A 19556-nucleotide genomic window follows, 5' to 3' on the forward strand; every position below is an offset into this window, starting at 1 on the left:
CAATCAAACCAATTAAAATTCCGCATGAAAAAGATTACGTTTACTATGCTGACCTTGCTGGTATTGTTGCTACAGCTACAGGTGCATGCACAAAAAAAACTCTCCAATGAAACGGATGAACAGAAAGAACAGCGCATGGCCTGGTGGCTGAATGACCGCTTCGGTATGTTTATCCACTGGGGCCTGTATTCTATGCCTGCCCGTCACGAATGGGTGAAAAGCAGGGAAAGGCTGACTGATAGCGCCTACCAGCAATATTTTGATAACTTCAATCCGGACCTTTACAACCCGCGTGAGTGGGCGCGAATGGCCAAGGCCGCCGGTATGAAATATGCCGTGCTGACCACCAAGCACCACGAAGGATTCTGTCTGTTCGATTCTAAGTTTACCGATTATAAAGCCACCAATACCCCTATCAGAAAGGATTTGGTAAAAGAATGGGTTGATGCTTTCAGGGCCGAAGGACTGAAAGTAGGGTTTTATTATTCTTTGATCGACTGGCATCATCCTGACTATACCATCGATAATAATCATCCGCAGCGCCCGAACAATCCGGCAGATTATGATAAGCTGAACAAAGGCAGAGATATGGCCAAATACAGGACCTATCTCCATAACCAGGTGAAAGAACTGCTGACCAATTATGGAAAGATCGATATCCTGTGGCTGGACTTCAGTTTCCCTGGTCAGCATGGAAAAGATCACAATGACTGGGGTTCAGAAGAATTACTGAAGATGATTCGTACCCTGCAACCAGGTATAATTGTAGATGACCGGCTGGATTTAAATAACTATGATGATGGCTTTGATTTCGTTTCACCGGAGCAGTACAAGGTAGCCGAGTGGCCGATGAGAAATGGTAAACGGGTGCATTGGGAAACCTGTCAGACCTTCAGTGGTTCATGGGGATATTACAGGGATGAGACTTCCTGGAAAGATAACAAACAGTTGCTGGTGTTGCTGATCGAGTCAGTGAGTAAGGGAGGTAACCTGTTATTGAATGTAGGACCTACTTCCAGGGGGCTATTCGATGCCAGGGCACAGAAAGCCTTAGGTGGAATGGGTACGTGGATGAATGTTAACAGCCGTTCCATTTATGGTTGTACCGCTGCTCCGGCAGAATTTAAAAAGCCGGATAATGCACTGCTGACCTATAATCCTACTACAAAAAGGCTGTATGTGCATTTGCTGGATTATCCGTTGCAGCGTTTCGACCTGCCGGGTATGAAGGGTAAGATCAAATATGCACAGTTCCTGCATGATGGGTCAGAGATTAAAATGAGAAATACAGATAATGGAGATGTGGCACTTGACCTGCCGGTATTGAAGCCTGATGTGGAAATTCCGGTAATTGAACTGATTTTGCAATAAGCGGTTAACAGAAAGATAATTCACTCCCCAGATCCGGGGTTGGAAATAAGAAGAGCGCGGGTAGCGGCTTTTACTTTTTTCCGGCCCCGGATCTTTTTTTGGCTTTTATATTTCGTAAAAAGATTTATATTTTTACAATAGTCATCTTTTTAAAAAATTGCAGATCCTTGTTTTTAAAAATTACGTATATTATATAAGTTTTATTTGACTAGGATGTTAATTTGGGAGATGATGCAGAAATGTGAAGACTAGTATGTTGGAAAGACCGGACCGGATTAGATTATTTTTATCTAGTGAGGGTGGAAAGCAAATTATTTTGGGTTATCTCCGTTAGTTAAAAGTTGGTTGTTTGGGGACTAAACCGCAAGAAAAACATATATAGATAAAAATTTAATTTGAAAGATAGCTGTTGAATTGCCGACTTGTAAGGTGTTGATTATTAGTGTTTTGCATTTTTGTTGATCCGTTATGATTTAAATGTCAGCCAATTTATGATTATATCTTTATTGTAATATAAAACATATTGTATATTAATTTTTATTGAAAAACCATATACCTATCCGATTGACTGCTGCGAGTATTTGTATCAAATTTGTTTCAGTATGGTTATGATATGCATCAATATTTTGATATGCTTTCAATATTGAGGTTTTAGACATTCAATATTGTGAGTTGCCAGATATTGATTAGATCTATCCAGTTTATTTATTGACCATGCAGCTTCCAAAACTAGCAGTTTACCTGGAGGATACTTTCATATGAAAATCAAAACCCAAAAGGAATTTTATGAAAAAAGTGGGGCCTAACAGTGCTGGACATTTGGGCGATACCGAGATTTTTGAAATAAACGGAAGGCATAATGAATCAACGGAAACGTTACAACAATTAGCAAAAGATATCTGTAACCTGGTTTTTATGGATATAGAGATACCCGGATTATCATCAATAGAAGCGGCAAGTATAGTTAAAGCTGCATACCCTGACATCAATGTAATTCTGCTTACTTTAAGAGAGGATTCGACTTCGGCTACGCAGTTGCCAACCATGGAGGCTGCCTTGTCTACAGACAGAATTTCACCTGTTACGTTATCTGAATTCATTTCGCAGGTTTATGAAACGGCTATGCAAAACAATATGATGGCCGTTAATAAAGTACTGGCATTCTTTAATAAAAGAAATGAACAGCTGCAGCAACAGCATGATACCTATGGCTTGTCGCCGCGTGAAAAGGAAATACTACGCTGCCTCGTCAGCGGTGATACCTACAAACAAATATCAGAACACTGCCACATCAGTGTGGGTACTGTACGCTCTCATATTATGAATATTTATCGTAAGCTAGATGTTAATTCCCGCTCTAATGCTATCGTTAAAGCCATGAAAGAACACCTCATTTAGCCCCTTCTTCCACCTAGGATTACAGGCGTTTAGCAATTGAAAATGCTATGCATAAAAGAGAAAATATTACCGTATTTTGTGCAATCGATTGCGTAACTTGGAGGCCGTAAACAGTATATTTGATAGGCTATTCCATTTTATCTTAAATTGAAGTGATGCATACGTTTGCACCACCCTTTGCCTGAACTCAACCTGTTTCCCGTTATGATGAGAAAAACGTTTTACTTGTGCCTTAGTGCATTCCTGTGCTGTCAGTCATTATCAGCCCAACAATCATTGCGTATTAACAACCAGTGGGACTTCCTGAAAAGTGACCTCGGCGGCGTATGGGAAGCCGTCAGGCCGGCAGCAGAAGGCAGCCCGGAATCCGTACCATTATGGTCTAAAGTGACAATACCGCATTGCTTCAACGAACGCGATGCCGTAGACCCTGACCAAAACTATTACCAGGGCCCCGGTTGGTACCGAACCAATATCGATGTTAAGAATCCTTATGATAATGGCCGTACCTTCCTGCACTTCCTCGGCGCCGGACAGAAAACAACCGTTTATATATATACTAAACAGGTAGGCGCCCATACCGGCGGCTACGACGAATGGTCCGTAGATATCACCGAGGCTGTACAGCAATTCCTCCAGTCGCCCGAAGCAAAAAAATTCAAAGGCAAAATTCCTTTGTCTATACGCTGCGATAATACCCGCGACCTGGAAATGATTCCTTCTTCCATGTCCGACTTTAACGTATATGGTGGCATTTACCGCCCGCTGGAAATCGTATATACACCGGCGTTAGCATTTGATGCCTTCCATGTACAGGCAACTACTGATGCAAACGGTAACGAAGGAAACCTGATTATCTCCTCTTCTTTCATCAACCAACAAAAAATACAGAACGCCTCGCTGGAAATCAATATCCGCGATCCTCGCGGGCAATTGGTGAAAAATATCTCCTCCCAGGTAAACATCTCCGGGGGAAATCAGCAACTGGCCAGCATCTCCATAAAAAAACCTATACGCTGGTCTACCGACCAGCCATTGTTATACACGGTAGAAGCGAAAGTTACTTCCACCGCAGGAACTGCTACCTATACCAGCACTACCGGCTTCAGAAACTTCCGCTTCGAAGAACATGGTCCGTTCTTCCTGAATGGTAAAAGATTATTGCTGCGCGGTACCCACCGCCACGAAGACCATGCCGGCGTTGCCGCTGCCATGTCTGACAATGATATCAGGAAAGAAATGATACTCATGAAAGATATGGGTACCAACTTTATCCGCCTGGGTCACTACCAGCAAAACCGCCTGGTACTGCAGCTTTGCGATAGCCTGGGTATCCTGGTGTGGGAAGAAATTCCATGGTGCCGTGGTGGCCTCGGTGGCCCGATCTATAAAGAACAGGCCAAACGAATGCTCACCAATATGATCAGCCAGCATGGCAATCACCCGGCTGTAATCCTCTGGGGACTTGGTAATGAAAACGACTGGCCTGGCGACTTCCCAGAATTTGATAAGGCGAAGATTCATGCTTTTATGTCTGAACTCAATACCATGGCGCATCAGCTGGATAGTACCCGACTAACAACTATCCGTCGTTGTGATTTCTGTAAAGATATTGTAGACGTTTATTCACCGTCTATCTGGGCCGGCTGGTACCGTGGACGTTATACCGAATACAAACAGGAAAGCCTGAACGAAATTGCAAAAGTGCCACACTTCTTCCATGCGGAATGGGGGGCAGACAGCCACCAGGGCAGATATGCAGAAAATCCTGAGAAGTTTATACAACAAATAGCCACCGGTGGTGGTGCCGATGAACGTACCGGCGACTTCGCCCTTACCGGCGGCAATGCACGCGCTTCAAAAGATGGCGACTGGTCTGAATCATATGCCGTAAACCTGGTAGACTGGCACCTGAAAGAACAGGAGACTATGCCTACGCTTACTGGTAGCGCTTATTGGGTGTTTAAGGATTTTTCCACACCGCTGCGCCCTGAAAACCCGGTGCCTTATGTAAACCAGAAAGGTATTGTAGCAAGAGACCTCACGCCGAAAGAAATATATTATGTATTCCAGTCTTACTGGACAACCGCGCCTATGGCCCGTATCTACGGTCATAACTGGCCTGTTCGCTGGGGTAAGGAAGGAGAGGAGAAAGAAATTCGCGTATACTCCAACTGTCAGGAAGCCGAATTATTTGTAAATGGAAAAAGTGCCGGTGTTAAAAAACGTGACAGCCAGAACTTCCCTGCTGCCGGCCTTCGCTGGAAAGTAGCCCTGCAAAGTGGTAAGAACGATGTACGTGTTGTTGCGCGCACCGGAAAAACAACCATCACCGATGAACTGACCTGGACATACCAGACGGCCACCTGGGGAAAACCTGTGAAACTTATACTGGAGAAGGAATCTCAGGGAGATTATACTTTGATAAAAGTTAAAGCGGTAGATGCCAACGGTGTACTTTGCCTGGATGCTGCGAACCAGGTTTCCTGGTCTGTTGCCGGCAATGCGGTATTACAGGACGATCTGGGAACTGCTGGCGGATCACGCAAAGTGCAGCTGGCAAACGGACAGAATTCCATCAGGGTTGCTAATAACAGCGGCAAAAGTATAGTAGCCGTTGCTGCTGACGGAATGAGCACAGGTTTTATTGAATTATAAATATTTAATCTGTATACAGATGACCAAATATATTATTAGTCTGGGCCTTTGCATTGCCGCGCTGGGTGCGCAGGCGAGTCCTCCCGATTCTTTATTGAAACTTTGGTATAAACAGCCTGCCAGTCAATGGGTGGAGGCACTTCCTTTGGGTAATGGCCGCCTTGGTGCTATGGTTTTCGGTGGGGTGCAACAGGAAGAACTGCAACTGAATGAAGGTACTTTGTGGTCTGGTACGCCGCGTGATGGCAACAATCCGAACGCAAAAACCTTGCTGCCACAACTTCGCCAGCTGTTGAATGAGGAGAAATATATGGAGGCAGATAAGCTGTCCAGGGAGATGATGGGCAAGTACAGTGCCCGCTATCTCACGCTGGGAAGCCTTTTCCTGAGTAGCGATATTCCGGATGCCAAAGTGTATAAGCGTGAGCTGGACTTAAATACCGGTATCAGCACCGTTAAATTTGAATCTAACGGTGTAATATATACGAGAACTACCTTCATCAGCTATCCTGCGCAGCTGCTGGTAATGCGTATTACCGCCAGCAAGCCGGGAGCCATTACTTTTGATACCCGTTTCGGTAACCCTATGCCGCATACAAATAGTGTGGTGGATGCCGCTAAACATTACATTGCCATGTCTGGCACCTGCCCGTCCTATGTGGCGGCCAGGCCTATGGAAAAGCAGCAGATCGTTTATGGCAAGGGCGAAAACGGAGCTGATCCGATCAGCTATTCCGTACACCTGCAGGCACGATCCAAAGATGGTAAGATATCTGAAGACACCGCAGGTATACACGTAAAAGGCGCCACTGATGTGACGTTGTTATTGTCTATCGGCACCAGCTACAATAAAGAAGGCCAGCCTTTTAACCCGGAACAGCGTGCAAAAGCTGCACTGGATAACGCCGGTAAGCTCAGCTATGCGCAGTTGCTGGATGGTCACGAAAAGGACTATACGAAATTGTTTGATCGGGTAGCATTGAATTTAGGTGATGATGGCTATGCGAAAAATCCTACCGATCAGCGTTTAAAAGAATATACCGCTGCCGGCGGCAACCGTGATCCGCAGCTGACTACCTTGTTATATCAGTATGGACGTTACCTGATGATCTCCGGATCCCGTAAGGGCGGTACCGCCATGAACCTGCAGGGCTTGTGGAATAAAGACATGCAGCCACCATGGGGCTCTAACTATACTATTAACATCAACACCGAGATGAACTACTGGCCTTCGGAGCCGGCAAACCTTTCTGAGTGCGGCGAGCCTTTATTTGATTTTATCAGTATGCTCGCTAAAAATGGTCGTGTAACCGCAGACGTTAACTACGGCGCTAAAGGCTGGGTGGCGCATCATAACTCCGATTTATGGGGTATGACCTATCCGGCGGGTGGTATCGACTTCAAGGACCCTAACGGAAATCCCAAATGGGCAATTTGGCCAATGGGAGGCGCGTGGCTGAGTCGTCACCTCTGGGAGCATTACCAGTTCACCGGTGATAAAAAGTTCCTGGAATCGGTCTATCCTGAGCTTACAGGGGCATGTGAGTTTATGCTCGACTGGCTGGTAAAAGATAAAAACGGCTACTGGGTGACCAACCCGGCCACTACACCGGAAAATAATTTCCGTGTAGACGGCAAAGCCCAGGGATCCGTGAGCATCGCCACCACCATGGACCTTAGCATTATCCGCGACCTCTTTAATAATACCATTCTGGCATCCAAAGCCCTGGGCAAAAATCAGGAGCTGGTAGCAAAGCTGACAAAGACGCTGAACGAAATATATCCTTTCCATGCCGGCCAGTATGGCCAGTTACAGGAATGGTACAAAGACTGGGACGATCCTAAAGATGAGCACCGCCACGCATCACATGTATATGGCCTGTTTCCGGGAGCGTTCATTTCTCCGCGTCGCGACAGTATACTATCCTCTGCGGCTAAACGTAGTTTGCTGCTACGTGGCGATGGCGGTACCGGATGGTCTAAATCCTGGAAAATTAACTTCTGGGCACGCCTCGAAGAAGGCGATCATGCCTATACCATGCTGAATAAACAACTTTTCCTGGCCAGCGAGCAAAGTGTGAGTATGGCCGGTAACATTGGTGGTTCCTATCCAAACCTCTTTGACGCACATCCGCCGTTTCAGATAGATGGCAATTTTGGTGTGACATCAGGTGTTACAGAAATGTTGTTGCAAAGCCACGATGGTGTGATCTACCTGCTTCCTGCCTTACCGAAAGCCTGGCCTACAGGAGCAGTGAAGGGTTTGAAAGCCAGAGGAGGTTTTGAAGTGGATATGCAATGGAAAGATGGTAAACTCGTTAGCGCGGCTATCCGCTCCGCACAGGGTGGCAACTGTCGTATCAGGGTACACCAGCCAATGAAGATTGCTGGCGCGAAACCTGCTGCAGGTGCTAATGCCAATCCATATTACCAGGTGGCGCTGATAGCAAAAACTGAAGTAAAGGATGCCTCCAAACTGGCAGCACTGGACCTGAAGCAGGTGTATGAATACGACCTGCCAACCGTTGCCGGCAAAGCTTACCTTATCAAATAATATTCCCGTATGAAATACCTGCATAGCATAATTTTAAGTATAGGCGTTGGCGTTATATCATCATCTGCCATGGCACAAGTAAAAGGCGATGATGATGGCGTATTGAGTCAGAAAGCCGTGGCAAGAGACCAGGTAGCTGTAGACGAAGCTGTAAATGGCTGGTGGACAGCCTCCATGAAATCGCACGACAGCCGCATCGCCTGGTGGAGGGACGCCCGGTTTGGCTGCTTTATCCACTGGGGTGTGTATTCCGTTCCCGGCGGTGAATGGAAAGGGAAAAAAGTAAGCGGCTATGCAGAACACCTCATGCGTAAGGAAAAAATTTCCCGCGGTGAATACGATTCCCTGCTGATACGCACCTTCAACCCGGTAAACTTCAACGCAGATGCCTGGGTACGCATGGTGAAAGCTGCTGGTATGAAATACCTCGTGATCACCGCCAAACACCATGACGGCGTTGCGATGTACCCTACAGCACTCAGCGAATACAGCATAAAGAATTCACCTTTCAAACGTGACCCGATGGCGGAGCTTTCCGCCGCCTGTAAGAAATACGGTATCAAGTTCGGATTTTATTATTCACATGCTTTCGACTGGGAGCACCCGGATGCACCAGGCAACGACTGGGATTATGATAATCCAGGAGGAGATAAAGACCTCTACGGTGGCCGTAACTGGTACGACGTTCACCCGGAGCTGCTGCCTAAAGCAGTGAAATATGTAGATGAGAAATCTATCCCGCAGATCAAAGAATTATTAACAAAATATCATCCGGATATTATCTGGTTTGATACACCACATAAATTACCACTCAGTGAAAACATCCGTATCCTGAAAGCTATCAGGGAAACAGATCAGCACGTAGTGGTAAACGGACGCCTCGCCAACAGCGGCAGTATTGCCTTTGGGGATTACCGTAATACCTCTGACAGGCCGGCTGAATTTTATCCGACCGTAGGTGACTGGGAAGCCATTCCTACTACCAATGAATCGTATGGCTATTCTAAGTACGACGACAGCCATAAGCCGGTATCTTTCTTTATCCGCCTGCTGGCCAAGGCTTCAGACAGAGGAGGTAACCTCCTGATGAACATCGGGCCGGAAGGCAATGGTATTATTGATCCGAGGGATACCGTGATATTGCATGGTATTGGCACCTGGATGCAACGTTACGGCAGCAGTATCTATGGAACTACCGCTTCCCCGCTGCCAGTGCAGGCCTGGGGTGAGGTGACGCAGAAAGACAATAAACTTTACCTGCATGTATTCCATTGGCCAGCCGGAAAGCCGCTGGTAGTGGGTGGTCTGGAAGGTACCGTTAAAAAGGCTTACCTGATGAACACCAGTACAGCACTTAAATTTAAACGAACAAATGGCCAGGATATCTCCATACAATTACCTGCTAAAGCACCAGACAGCATCAATAGTGTGGTGGTGTTGGAGATGAGTAACTTAAAAAATACGGCAGCTACCGGATCAAGATTATTGGATGTAAACGGCGTGCAAAACAGGCTGCTGGCCTATGATGCGGGTCAGTCCGGCAAAGCACTGGTACGTGGTGATGGCAAAATCAACAGCTACTATGTATCTGGCTGGAAATCTGCCGATCAGGTGCTGTCATGGAAAGTTCGTGTAACCGATCCTGTTACCTTTAATGTAGCGGTGAAATATACCGGCGATGGTGCTGGCAGTACTTTTACCGTTGCGGTGGATAAACAGGAATTATCCGCTACCGTGCAGCAGCAGAAAGGTAATATTACACAGCAGATAGGCGTGATCAGTCTTACACCCGGAGAATATGTACTGACGATGAAACCTACGTCGGTAGAGGGTGCAGAGCTGATGAAGCTTTTTGAAGTACAATTACAATCGAAATAAACAGAATCGCCCAAATAAATTTCACGATGAAGAAAAACATTTTCTGCCTGTTAGCGGCTGTAGGCGCCAGTATGGGTGTTGCCCGTGCAGGTAGTGCCGATCAGTTTATTAAATCATTGAAAAACAGTGCCGGTATTGCCTATCAGGCCAACGGCAGTGTTGCGCCGGCTACCGTAAAGGTAATGCGCACCTGGAACGGTAACGTATGTACGATTCGTGTAGTCAATACTGGTAGTAGTTCCATTCGCCTGAAAGAAGTGGTGATTGGTAGTGTAGGCAAGGTGTTGGCGCCATCTACTTCTTTCTATGCAGAAGGTTTTCAGATGCTGACCCAGACTGCCGGTACACTCGAAAAGCCGGAAACAGTAGGTAATTACAGCGATGCCGGTCATTACAAAATCCCTCAGCCGGATGGTTATCTTGCGGTATATAATTTAGTAAGATTATATCCGAAGAATGATGCGGAACTTTTGCTGGGCTATACTTCCAGTAATAAGTTTGTAGGTAAGTTTTATGTTTCTGCAGATACGATCAAAGTTGTTGAAGACCTGGAGAACCAGGAGTTGCAGCCTGGTAAAGCGTTCCTGCTGGAGGAGTTTATGGCGGAAAGTGGAAAAGACGGCAACCAGTTGCTCGACAAATTTGCCGGACGTATTCAGCAGCATCATCCGCGCCTGGAGTTCAAAGCGCCGCCAGATGGCTGGTGTAGCTGGTATTGCTTCGGTCCTAAGGTTACCGCGCAGAATGTTTACGATAACCTCGACTATATCAAAAACAACGCACCGATATTAAAATACATTCAGCTGGATGATGGCTATCAGCCGCATATGGGCGATTGGTTATCTGTTGGTAATTCTTTCGGTGGTAATGTGCAGCAGGTGCTCAAATCTATCCGTGATAAAGGCTTTGAGCCGGCAATCTGGGTGGCGCCGTTTATCTGCGACAGCAATTCTGCAGTATTTAAAGAACATCCGGACTGGTTGGTAAAAGATTCCAGCGGCAAACCTTTGAGCAGCGATAAAGTTACTTTCGGTGGCTGGCGTTTAAAACCATGGTTTGTGCTCGATGGAACGAATCCGGCAGTACAGGCGCATTTAACAGAAGTATTCAGTGTAATGCGTCAGCTGTGGGGCGTTACCTACTTCAAGCTGGATGCTAACTTCTGGGGCGCTATTCATGGTGGTGTGTATTATGATAAAACCGCTACCAGGGTAGAAGCCTATCGCCGTGGTATGGCTGCGGTGATCAAAGGAGCCGGGGATGCGTTCCTGCTGGGCTGTAACCATCCGCTGTGGCCTTCGCTGGGCCTGGTGCATGGCTCCCGCAGCTCTATGGATATCAAACGTACCTGGACGGTATTTGAAAAGTCGGGCCGCGAAAATCTTTACAGGTCATGGCAGAACGGCCGCCTGTGGTGGAACGATCCGGATTGCCTCGTGCTCACAGGAGACATGCCTGACAATGAATATAACTTCCATGCAGCGCTGTTATATGCCACAGGAGGTATGTTGCTCAGTGGTGATGATCTTACCAAGATATCTCCCGAACGCCTGAATATGTTGAAGAAAGCAGCGCCGCCAACCGGTAAGGCAGCAGCGTTTGAAAATACAAACTTCGAAATAGGAAGGGTGCAGGCAGGAAAAGATCAGCGTTTGATTCTACTCAACTGGCAGACATCTCCCAAAAAATATACAGTGAAACTTAATAAACCAACCGAAGTATTTGATTACTGGACAGGGAAATCTCTGGGTAAATTTACCGGTAATTATACCGTGGAGCTGACTGGCCACAATGGTATGGTGCTTACTTTAAAATAACAGTTCATGATGCGAAGAATAATTATTGCAGGAGCGTTGGTTTTGTGTGGTGTAGTGGCACAGGCGCAGCAGCAATGGCGTCAGCGGGTTATTACAGATATGAGTCCTGCCATATTGGAAAGGGCTGCCTGGGCAAAACAGGAAGCGCCTGAAACCATTACTGCTGCACAATGTAGCAGGAGTGCGGGCGGCAAACATGATTTTTATTCTGAGGGCGACTACTGGTGGCCTGACCCTAATAATCCCGACGGGCCTTATATTCAGCGCGACGGGCAAAGTAATCCGGAAAATTTTGTGGCGCATCGCCTGGCGATGATACGGTTTAGCCGTATAATGGGTGCCCTGGCTGCAGGCTATATGGCTAGTCAGGATAAAACCTATCTGCAGCAGGCACTCATTCACGCAAAAGCCTGGTTTACTGATGAGGCAACCCGTATGAATCCTAACCTGTTATATGCGCAGGCGATCAAAGGAAAAGCTACTGGCAGGGGAATCGGTATCATCGATACCATTCAGCTGCTGGAAGTGGTACAGGCATTGAAGATCATGGAAAAAGCCGGTGCAATACCGCCAGCAGACCTGGCTGCCATTAAACACTGGTTTGAAGAATACCTGCAGTGGCTGACCACACATCCGTACGGAAAGGATGAAATGAATGCTGCCAACAACCACGGTACCTGCTGGGTAATGCAGGTAGCGGAGTTCAGCAGTTTTGTAAAAAATGATACACTGACAGCGTTTTGTATCAAACGTTATAAAGAAGTGTTGTTGCCTGCCCAGATGGCTGCTGATGGCAGTTTCCCGCTGGAGCTGAAACGCACAAAACCTTATGGTTATTCCCTTTTCAACCTGGATGCCATGAGTACTTTATGCCAGATATTAAGCACACCAAAGGATAATCTCTGGAAATTTACAGCAGATAAAGTGAAGACTATTTCCAAAGGTATTGCGTGGATGTATCCGTATGTAAAGGACAAGAACAGCTGGCCTTTTGCGCATGATGTGATGTATTGGGAAAACTGGCCGGTGGCGCAACCGTTTCTGATCTTCGGTGCGGCGGCTTATAACAACACTGATTATTATCGCACCTGGCTAAGATTAGACCATGACCCGCAGGTAGAAGAGGTGCTGAGAAATCTACCGGTAAGGAATCCGCTGATATGGTTATAAATTGATGAAAATATCGCCGGTTTTTTCAGATTTCTGCAAAAACCGGCCATCTCTGCCAGTCTGGATTGCCAAATCGTTAAATCTTAATGTATTTGTTTTTTTAATCATGTTTATGGGTAACTTTAAAGTCTATGCAAAAACTTTAGAGTATGAGTTGGATGGACGACCTCTATGTAATCTATCAGAAGCTGGATGCTACCGGCTGTACAGAGGTAAAAAAAGAAATTTTGAAAGCCCAGTTGAATGGGTGTAGTGGTGGTACGATTTATTATCTGGTGCTGCAACAGTTAGTACATATTAAACAGGAGAAGGCTTCTGTTTATGAATTGATAAAGGGTGAAGCAGAGAGCATTATACATTGCAGTAATCGCTTCGTTAGTTAGTTTTCAGTTCCTCAATCAGCTTCTGCACTTTCAGATAATTAGGTGCACTTTCAGGTATTTTCAGCAGCCACTCCAGGCATTCCTGTTTATTACCTTCTTTCAGGTAGCTTAACGCTATATAAAATGCAGCTTCATATCTGATGGGATTCTGACCGTTATAGACGGTTAGCAGGTCTGTGCGTGCCGGATCTACCTGGTTCAGGTTGATGAGGCATACACCGCGGTAATACCGTGCGTAGATGTTATTGGGGTTTTTTACCAGTACATCGTTGAGCATGTTGAGTGCATCACTGAAGTGGCCTTTGTTGAAATCTTCCATTACCTGCGGTGGCAGCCTTAAGGTGTCATTTTCTATTGCCTGCATTTCTGTGGAAGAAAACTGGCTGTAGATATTTTTCCGCCATGGGCTGATATATAGCATGGTAGCGAGTCCTATCGCTATTATTGCGGTGCCGATTACATATTTTCGTATAGGCATGCCTTCGCTTTCTTTGGTAGAAAACCAGGCGTTGCGGTGACCAAAAAGCAGGTGTTGGAATTCGTCTCTTTCTGTATCGGAGCATACACGTTGTGCCAGTAGTTTCCGGATAGCATCAAAGCGTTTAACGCGGCCGGCGAGTCCGGGATTGCTTTTTAATTTTTCGATGTAGGCGGTTTTGCCGGCTTCGTTCATCAGGCCGCTAAGATAGGCATCTGCATCCTGGACATCTTTTTCGGCCAATGGATCAGGGGGGCGGGCTATGCCATCGATGCGGCTGAGCAGGTCTCTGAAGCAGATGGCGCGGCGTGCAGGCAGCTCTTCCGAAGGAATGCGTGTCTGCGCGGCAATATCTTCCTGAAGATTATCTGTCAGGCATAAACGAATAATTTCTTTACAATCATCTCCCAGCTGAAGGTACTGGTGATAGGCGAGTCGTCTTTTTTCACCTTCTTTCAGGATGTCTTCCACATCCTGTATGTCGTCGCGGCTGAGTGCCGCAGTTTCGTCGGGTTCCAGACCGGGGATACGTTGTCCTCTTCTTTCCACTTCCTTCTCCCACACACGTTTGCAGAGTAGCATCAGGAATGCTTCAAAGGTGCTTATACGCAGTGGATGAGATTTGGCGAAGAAGTAAATATCCAGCAATACTTCTTCAAAAATATGGGCTGCATCTCTGACAGTGCCTCCTTTCTGTTGAATAAACCGCGTTGCTCTGGTCGCAAAACGCTGGTAAATATCGTCAATAACGGCAGGGTCGTGGTTTATTAATCCGTTTATATATTCCTGGTCATTGCTCGTTAAGGATTCAGGTGACATACGCTTGGATTTAGCCAGTTCGTTTCTCTTATTAAAAATATTAAACCTTGAGCAGCTGGCCTAATTATTTTCAGCGAACACATGCAGATTTTTCCTATATTAGCCCCCGCATTGCAATATATGCTAGCGCAATGCTGTTATAGGACAGGACACCGGAATATTCTCCCGGGGGCTTATAGGAAGGAACCGATTATGTACCAGCCGACTACAGACACCACTGATCTGATTGTTCGATTTATAAATGCACCACATGATCCCAAGTTGCAGGATCAGATTGCAATGCTGAAATCCACCGGCCCTGAACAGGCGGCGTATGTGGAAAGAATGTTGCATGACTGGTTAAAACAGGATGCTGCGCCCAACGCAGCTACTATGTCTATGCGCCGATATATCCCCATCTGCAAATGGGTGCTGCCTGCGCTGGTCATCCTTGTTACCGGGTTCGTGCTGTACCATCTCTTCTGCAGAGAAAAATTAATCATCAACAACAACCATACAGGTTATATAGATTCCTTCCTGCTGGCCGATGGCAGCAAGGCTATTCTCAATAACAACGCTGAAATTGCCTATCCGTCTATCTTCAATGGAGAAAACAGACGCGTATATATGCATAAGGGAGAAGCATTTTTCAATGTAAAAGAATCGGCATTGCCGTTTCAGCTGCAAATCGGGAAAATTATACTCACAACAAATGGTGGCTCTTTCAACGTGCGCATCGATGAAAATAAAACCGCAGTTTTTGTTACGGATGGCAAAGTGAAGATGAAAGGCGGGGAAAGTGAAGAACTACTGCTGACGCCAGGTTTGCAGGGCTCACGTGAAGGCAGCAACGAACTGCAACAGGATATACGCCTCAGCGATGGCGCGCTGGCCTGGAAAACAGGAAGACTACGTTTTGTAAATGTTCCCCTTAGTGAAGTGCTGGATGCAGTCAGAAATTATTATGATATCCAGATAGATGTACCTCCATCTGCCCAGAGTGCACTCAAAAAATCACTTACCGCCAACTTCGATGCAGAAGGCCCCGAGAAGGTGCTGGATGTGATTTCAAAAAAAATAGGTGTATTTATTACTAAAGATAAAGAAGGAAGATATTATCTTACACTGAAGTAATTACTGCAAATCGGCAGTATTATCATTTTTGTGAACAATGAAAATAGGTTTTATCCACTGGCCAGTCGCTCCGCCGACTGCCTGTGCTGCTGTATTATACCATGGTGCAGCCGCCATTTCCGGTTTATCACGGATACCTGCTTTCATCATCTTTACTGCTTTTTTTATTTTCCGTACCAAGCGCGAACTATAGCTACATGAAAAAAACAATTCTGGCAAGTTGCCTGCTACTTGCAACAGGTATTCAACAATCGATTGCACAAAGCAGAACCACCGTGCCTTTCAACCAGAACTGGCAGTTTACCAAAGGGGACTACAACCCGAAAGACAGTGCTGCACCGCATACCTGGGAAACCATCAACATCCCGCATACCTGGAATAACAAGGATATGCAGGCCGGTAAAGACTTTTACGCCGGAAACGCCATCTATAAGAAGAATCTCTTCATCGATGCCGCCATCAAAGGGAAACAGGTTTTCCTCCGGTTTGAAGGCGTAGGCCAGGTGGCTGACGTATATGTGAACAATAAGTTCATAGGCCAGCATAAAGGCGGCTACAGCGCCTTTGCCATGGAAATCACCTATGCACTCAACTACGGCAGCGATAACAATATCATCGTTAAAGTGAATAACGAACCCCGTAAAGACGTTATTCCTATCAATAATAACCTCTTTGGCATCTATGGTGGTATCTATCGCCCGGTAAGCCTCGTCATCACAGATAAACTGCATATCACCACCACCGATTATGCTTCACCTGGTGTGTACATCCGCCAGCAGAACGTGAGCGCTGCCAGCGCAGATATAACGGTAACGACTAAACTGGATAACCGCTACGAACAAACGCAGCAGGCCGCCCTGCGTACCCGCATCTACACGCAGGCAGGTGAACTGGTCAAAGAAGTGACGGACGAAATTAAAGTACAGCCACAAGGCAGGCAGCAGTATGCCCAACAGCTGCAGATCACCAAACCACACCGCTGGAACGGCCTGCAGGACCCACACCTGTATAAGGTAGTCGTGTCCCTGATAGATCAGCATGGACAGGTAATCGACGAGAGCATTCAGCCACTGGGTATCCGTAAGTTTGAAATAAAATCCGGCAAAGGCTTCTACCTGAATGATGAACCTTACCGCTTGTATGGTGTTTGTCGCCACCAGGACTGGTGGGGCTATGGCAGCGCCCTGGAAAACTGGCAACATGCGCAGGACCTGGATATGATCCGTGAAATGGGCGCCAATTCCATCCGTTTTGCTCACTATCAGCAGGCAGATTATATCTATGCAAAATGCGATAGTATCGGTTTTGTGATCTGGGCAGAAGTACCTTTTGTAAACGCTGTATCCGGCCAGGAAGGCGACAATGCAAAGCAACAGATCACCGAACTGGTGAAACAGCAATTCAATCACCCTTCTATCTATACCTGGGGTATGCATAATGAGGTGTACGAAAAAACACCTGCCGATCATGTCAGCACCCTCACCGCCGACATGGTGGATATTGCCAAAACCCTCGATCCAGACAGGTATACTGTCAGTACAAATGGTTATGGCACCATGGAGCGCCCTGAGAACAGGAATGCAGATATCCAGGGTATGAACCGTTACTATGGCTGGTATGAAGGCCAGGTGCCAGACCTGGAAAAGTGGGTGAGTGGGTTAGAAGAAAAGTATCCGGAGCATAAAGTGGTTTTGTCAGAATATGGGGGAGATGGTAATGTGAACCAACATGCAGAAATATTACCACCTGTAGATTATAATGGCCCTGTGATGCCGGAAGAAAGAGAGACACGCATACACGAAGTACAGTGGGGTATTATAGAAAAGCATCCGTATCTGGTGTCCTCCTATCTCTGGAATATGTTCGATTTCTGTGCGCCGCTATGGAGCCGGGGAGGCGTTCCGGCACGTAATATGAAAGGGCTGGTTACTTTCGACCGACAGATAAAGAAAGATGTGTTTTACTGGTATAAAGCCAACTGGAGCAAAGAACCGGTAGTATACATTTCTGACCGCAGGCTGGTAAACAGAAAGCAGCCGGTAACAACGATCACCGTGTATGATAATATTGATCAGCCGGTGGTTACGCTCAACGGTAAAAAATTACCTGCACCCAAACAGGGAACTACTCATGTGCATTATCTATTCGAAAATGTAAAGCTCAGGAAAGGTAAGAATGTGGTGGTATGTACCGGTTTGAAAGATGGTAAGAAATATGAGGATAAAGTAGAGTGGGTATTGGAGTAGATAGTTTTTTAGTCTCTGTTGGAAGTCCCTGGCTTCCCTTCCGGAGATTATCGCCTCCGGCTTTTGATCCGGGGATAATAGCCCCTCGCCGCAGGCGAGGGGCTATTATCCCCGCTTCTTTTTGATGCCGGAGGCATCGAAAAGAAGCGGGGGCAGGAAAAAAAATGTGGGCACAAAAAAAGAGAAGATCATTACAATCTTCTCTCTATAAAAAAATCTTTTCTTTCGTTTTAGTAAAACAGTGGTGCTGGTATTGTAGTTAGCAGCTACAATTATTCTCCAGTTACCGGTTCTGCTTTGGCGTAGTATCTCAGTCCGGCGGTAGTATTGCTTATCCCTACCTTATAACCTTGCACGGTCCTGATACTGCTGGATTTAAGTCAATCAGCGCTTAAAGCCCCTGCGATACCCATTTCGAGGCCACGAAGCTCTGCGAGCCCGCGTAAGCGGCCGATTGCGCTATAGCCAGGATTGGTTTTTTTATGCAGATCATCCAACATCTGGTGACCATGATCAGGGCGCATAGGAATAGATACGTTGCGACGTTTCATGGTAAGCAGAATATTTTTGATTACGTTGAACATATCAACATCACCTTCGAGGTGATTGGCTTCGTGGAAGTTGCCTAATACATCACGCTGGGTGCTGCGCAGGTGAATGAAGTGGATATGATCGCCGAGACGTTCTACCATTCCTGGCAGGTCGTTGTCGGCACGTACACCATAGGAACCGGTGCAGAAGCATAATCCGTTTGATTTGTACGGTGCTGCTACCAGCAGTTCTTTGGCATCCTGTTCTGTACTCACGATACGTGGCAGGCCAAAGATCGGGAATGGAGGATCATCAGGATGGATGGCCAGTTTAACGCCTGCTTCTTCTGCAACTGGTGCAATCTGTTGCAGGAAATAAAACAGGTGAAGTTTCAGCTGTGTTGCATCGATGCCTTTGTATTTGTCCAGTGCAGCCTGGAATAATTCCAGTGTAAAACTTTCTTCAGAGCCAGGTAAGCCGGCAATAATATTTTTCTGAAGGAGGGTTTTTGCTTCCGGCGTCATGCTGTCGAAATGTTCTTTCGCACGCGCGATTTCTTCGGCAGTATAATCTTTTTCTGCGTTTGGTCTTGCCAGAATAAAGAGATCGAAAGCCATGAAGGCTGCTTTCTCGAAGCGAAGCGCTTTGGAGCCGTCTTCTACTTCGTATGCGAGATCGGTACGTGTCCAGTCGAGCACCGGCATAAAGTTATAGGTAACTATTTTGATGCCACATGCTGAAAGGTTACGTATCGACTGCTGATAGTTGGTGATATAATCCCGGAATCGGCCGCTCTGCGTTTTGATATCTTCATGGACAGGAATGCTCTCCACTACTGACCAGGTAAGGCCGGCAGCTTCGATCAGCGCCTTGCGCTGCATAATTTCTTCCTTAGTCCATACCGCTCCGTTGGGGACATGGTGTAAAGCCGTAACGATTCCAGTTGCACCTGCCTGTTTGATATCAGACAAGCTTACCGGATCATTCGGACCATACCAACGCCATGTTTGTTCCATTCTCAGCATAATGCTAGTGTGTTTATAATTCCAAAAGTAAGTAATCCAAACCCCAAAAATAAAATCTCTTCACACATATACAAACTTTATGTTTAAGAAAAAGGAAAGAATTATTAACATCTCT

13 protein-coding genes are annotated in these 19556 nt (G+C 46.3%); 10 read left to right on the forward strand and 3 right to left on the reverse strand.

The genetic code is table 11. From position 1 onward, the window contains the following. Window positions 1-24 precede the first annotated feature (24 nt). The 8 genes from F3J22_RS25750 to F3J22_RS25785 all read left to right on the forward strand — a co-directional run bounded on the left by F3J22_RS25750 (window position 25) and on the right by F3J22_RS25785 (window position 13229). Window positions 25-1371: an alpha-L-fucosidase gene (locus tag F3J22_RS25750; RefSeq protein WP_167020879.1), complete on the forward strand. Its 1347-nt coding sequence runs from the start codon at window positions 25-27 to the stop codon at window positions 1369-1371. 915 nt (window positions 1372-2286) lie between these two features. Continuing rightward, the gene (locus F3J22_RS25755) at window positions 2287-2769 is read left to right on the forward strand and encodes a response regulator transcription factor (protein WP_167020880.1); all 483 of its coding nucleotides are present in this window, start codon (window positions 2287-2289) and stop codon (window positions 2767-2769) included. A gap of 204 nt (window positions 2770-2973) precedes the next feature. Next, entirely contained in the window at window positions 2974-5427 is a 2454-nt protein-coding gene (locus F3J22_RS25760; protein WP_240155212.1) for a glycoside hydrolase family 2 TIM barrel-domain containing protein, read from the forward strand. A 19-nt stretch (window positions 5428-5446) separates the two neighbouring features. Then, window positions 5447-7981, forward strand: a complete 2535-nt coding sequence (locus F3J22_RS25765) for a glycoside hydrolase N-terminal domain-containing protein (protein WP_167020881.1) — start codon at window positions 5447-5449, stop codon at window positions 7979-7981. A gap of 9 nt (window positions 7982-7990) precedes the next feature. After that, complete coding sequence (locus tag F3J22_RS25770) at window positions 7991-9859, forward strand: alpha-L-fucosidase (RefSeq protein WP_167020882.1); 1869 nt, start codon at window positions 7991-7993, stop codon at window positions 9857-9859. Window positions 9860-9885: 26 nt separating this feature from the next. Beyond that, window positions 9886-11676 carry a glycoside hydrolase family 36 protein gene (locus tag F3J22_RS25775; protein WP_167020883.1) on the forward strand — a complete coding sequence of 597 codons (1791 nt, stop codon included), beginning with the start codon at window positions 9886-9888 and terminating at the stop codon, window positions 11674-11676. A 6-nt stretch (window positions 11677-11682) separates the two neighbouring features. After that, window positions 11683-12846, forward strand: coding sequence for an alginate lyase family protein (locus F3J22_RS25780; RefSeq protein WP_167020884.1), 1164 nt, complete (start codon window positions 11683-11685; stop codon window positions 12844-12846). A gap of 149 nt (window positions 12847-12995) precedes the next feature. Continuing rightward, entirely contained in the window at window positions 12996-13229 is a 234-nt protein-coding gene (locus F3J22_RS25785; protein WP_167020885.1) for a hypothetical protein, read from the forward strand. Here F3J22_RS25785 and F3J22_RS25790 read toward each other — a convergent pair. After that, on the reverse strand, window positions 13222-14526 hold the full coding sequence (locus F3J22_RS25790; protein ID WP_167020886.1) for a hypothetical protein: 1305 nt from the start codon (window positions 14524-14526) through the stop codon (window positions 13222-13224). The genes F3J22_RS25785 and F3J22_RS25790 overlap by 8 nt on opposite strands. A 192-nt stretch (window positions 14527-14718) precedes the next feature. On the opposite strand from F3J22_RS25790, the gene F3J22_RS25795 reads away from it, so the two are divergent. After that, window positions 14719-15639: a FecR family protein gene (locus F3J22_RS25795; RefSeq protein ID WP_167020887.1), complete on the forward strand. Its 921-nt coding sequence runs from the start codon at window positions 14719-14721 to the stop codon at window positions 15637-15639. Here F3J22_RS25795 and F3J22_RS25800 read toward each other — a convergent pair whose 3' ends face one another. Next, window positions 15640-15789 carry a hypothetical protein gene (locus tag F3J22_RS25800; protein WP_167020888.1) on the reverse strand — a complete coding sequence of 50 codons (150 nt, stop codon included), beginning with the start codon at window positions 15787-15789 and terminating at the stop codon, window positions 15640-15642. Between the two features lie 47 nt (window positions 15790-15836). Here F3J22_RS25800 and F3J22_RS25805 point away from each other — a divergent pair, with 47 nt between their 5' ends. After that, the gene (locus F3J22_RS25805) at window positions 15837-17885 is read left to right on the forward strand and encodes a glycoside hydrolase family 2 protein (RefSeq protein WP_167020889.1); all 2049 of its coding nucleotides are present in this window, start codon (window positions 15837-15839) and stop codon (window positions 17883-17885) included. A gap of 380 nt (window positions 17886-18265) precedes the next feature. Here F3J22_RS25805 and uxuA read toward each other — a convergent pair whose 3' ends face one another. After that, window positions 18266-19441 carry a mannonate dehydratase gene (gene uxuA, locus F3J22_RS25810; RefSeq protein WP_167020890.1) on the reverse strand — a complete coding sequence of 392 codons (1176 nt, stop codon included), beginning with the start codon at window positions 19439-19441 and terminating at the stop codon, window positions 18266-18268. Window positions 19442-19556 lie beyond the last annotated feature (115 nt).

It is taken from the genome of Chitinophaga sp. Cy-1792, from assembly GCF_011752935.1.
Taxonomy (GTDB): Bacteria; Bacteroidota; Bacteroidia; order Chitinophagales; family Chitinophagaceae; genus Chitinophaga.

What these genes read in the sequence shown, in the direction of transcription:
- F3J22_RS25800 (WP_167020888.1), bottom strand. Translation starts at nt 15,789, where the DNA reads ATGATGAAAGCAGGTATCCGTGATAAACCGGAAATGGCGGCTGCACCA.
- F3J22_RS25775 (WP_167020883.1), top strand. Translation starts at nt 9,886, where the DNA reads ATGAAGAAAAACATTTTCTGCCTGTTAGCGGCTGTAGGCGCCAGTATG.
- F3J22_RS25760 (WP_240155212.1), top strand. Translation starts at nt 2,974, where the DNA reads ATGATGAGAAAAACGTTTTACTTGTGCCTTAGTGCATTCCTGTGCTGT.
- F3J22_RS25780 (WP_167020884.1), top strand. Translation starts at nt 11,683, where the DNA reads ATGATGCGAAGAATAATTATTGCAGGAGCGTTGGTTTTGTGTGGTGTA.
- F3J22_RS25765 (WP_167020881.1), top strand. Translation starts at nt 5,447, where the DNA reads ATGACCAAATATATTATTAGTCTGGGCCTTTGCATTGCCGCGCTGGGT.
- F3J22_RS25755 (WP_167020880.1), top strand. Translation starts at nt 2,287, where the DNA reads ATGGATATAGAGATACCCGGATTATCATCAATAGAAGCGGCAAGTATA.
- F3J22_RS25795 (WP_167020887.1), top strand. Translation starts at nt 14,719, where the DNA reads ATGTACCAGCCGACTACAGACACCACTGATCTGATTGTTCGATTTATA.
- F3J22_RS25790 (WP_167020886.1), bottom strand. Translation starts at nt 14,526, where the DNA reads ATGTCACCTGAATCCTTAACGAGCAATGACCAGGAATATATAAACGGA.
- F3J22_RS25805 (WP_167020889.1), top strand. Translation starts at nt 15,837, where the DNA reads ATGAAAAAAACAATTCTGGCAAGTTGCCTGCTACTTGCAACAGGTATT.
- F3J22_RS25770 (WP_167020882.1), top strand. Translation starts at nt 7,991, where the DNA reads ATGAAATACCTGCATAGCATAATTTTAAGTATAGGCGTTGGCGTTATA.
- F3J22_RS25750 (WP_167020879.1), top strand. Translation starts at nt 25, where the DNA reads ATGAAAAAGATTACGTTTACTATGCTGACCTTGCTGGTATTGTTGCTA.
- F3J22_RS25785 (WP_167020885.1), top strand. Translation starts at nt 12,996, where the DNA reads ATGAGTTGGATGGACGACCTCTATGTAATCTATCAGAAGCTGGATGCT.
- uxuA (WP_167020890.1), bottom strand. Translation starts at nt 19,441, where the DNA reads ATGCTGAGAATGGAACAAACATGGCGTTGGTATGGTCCGAATGATCCG.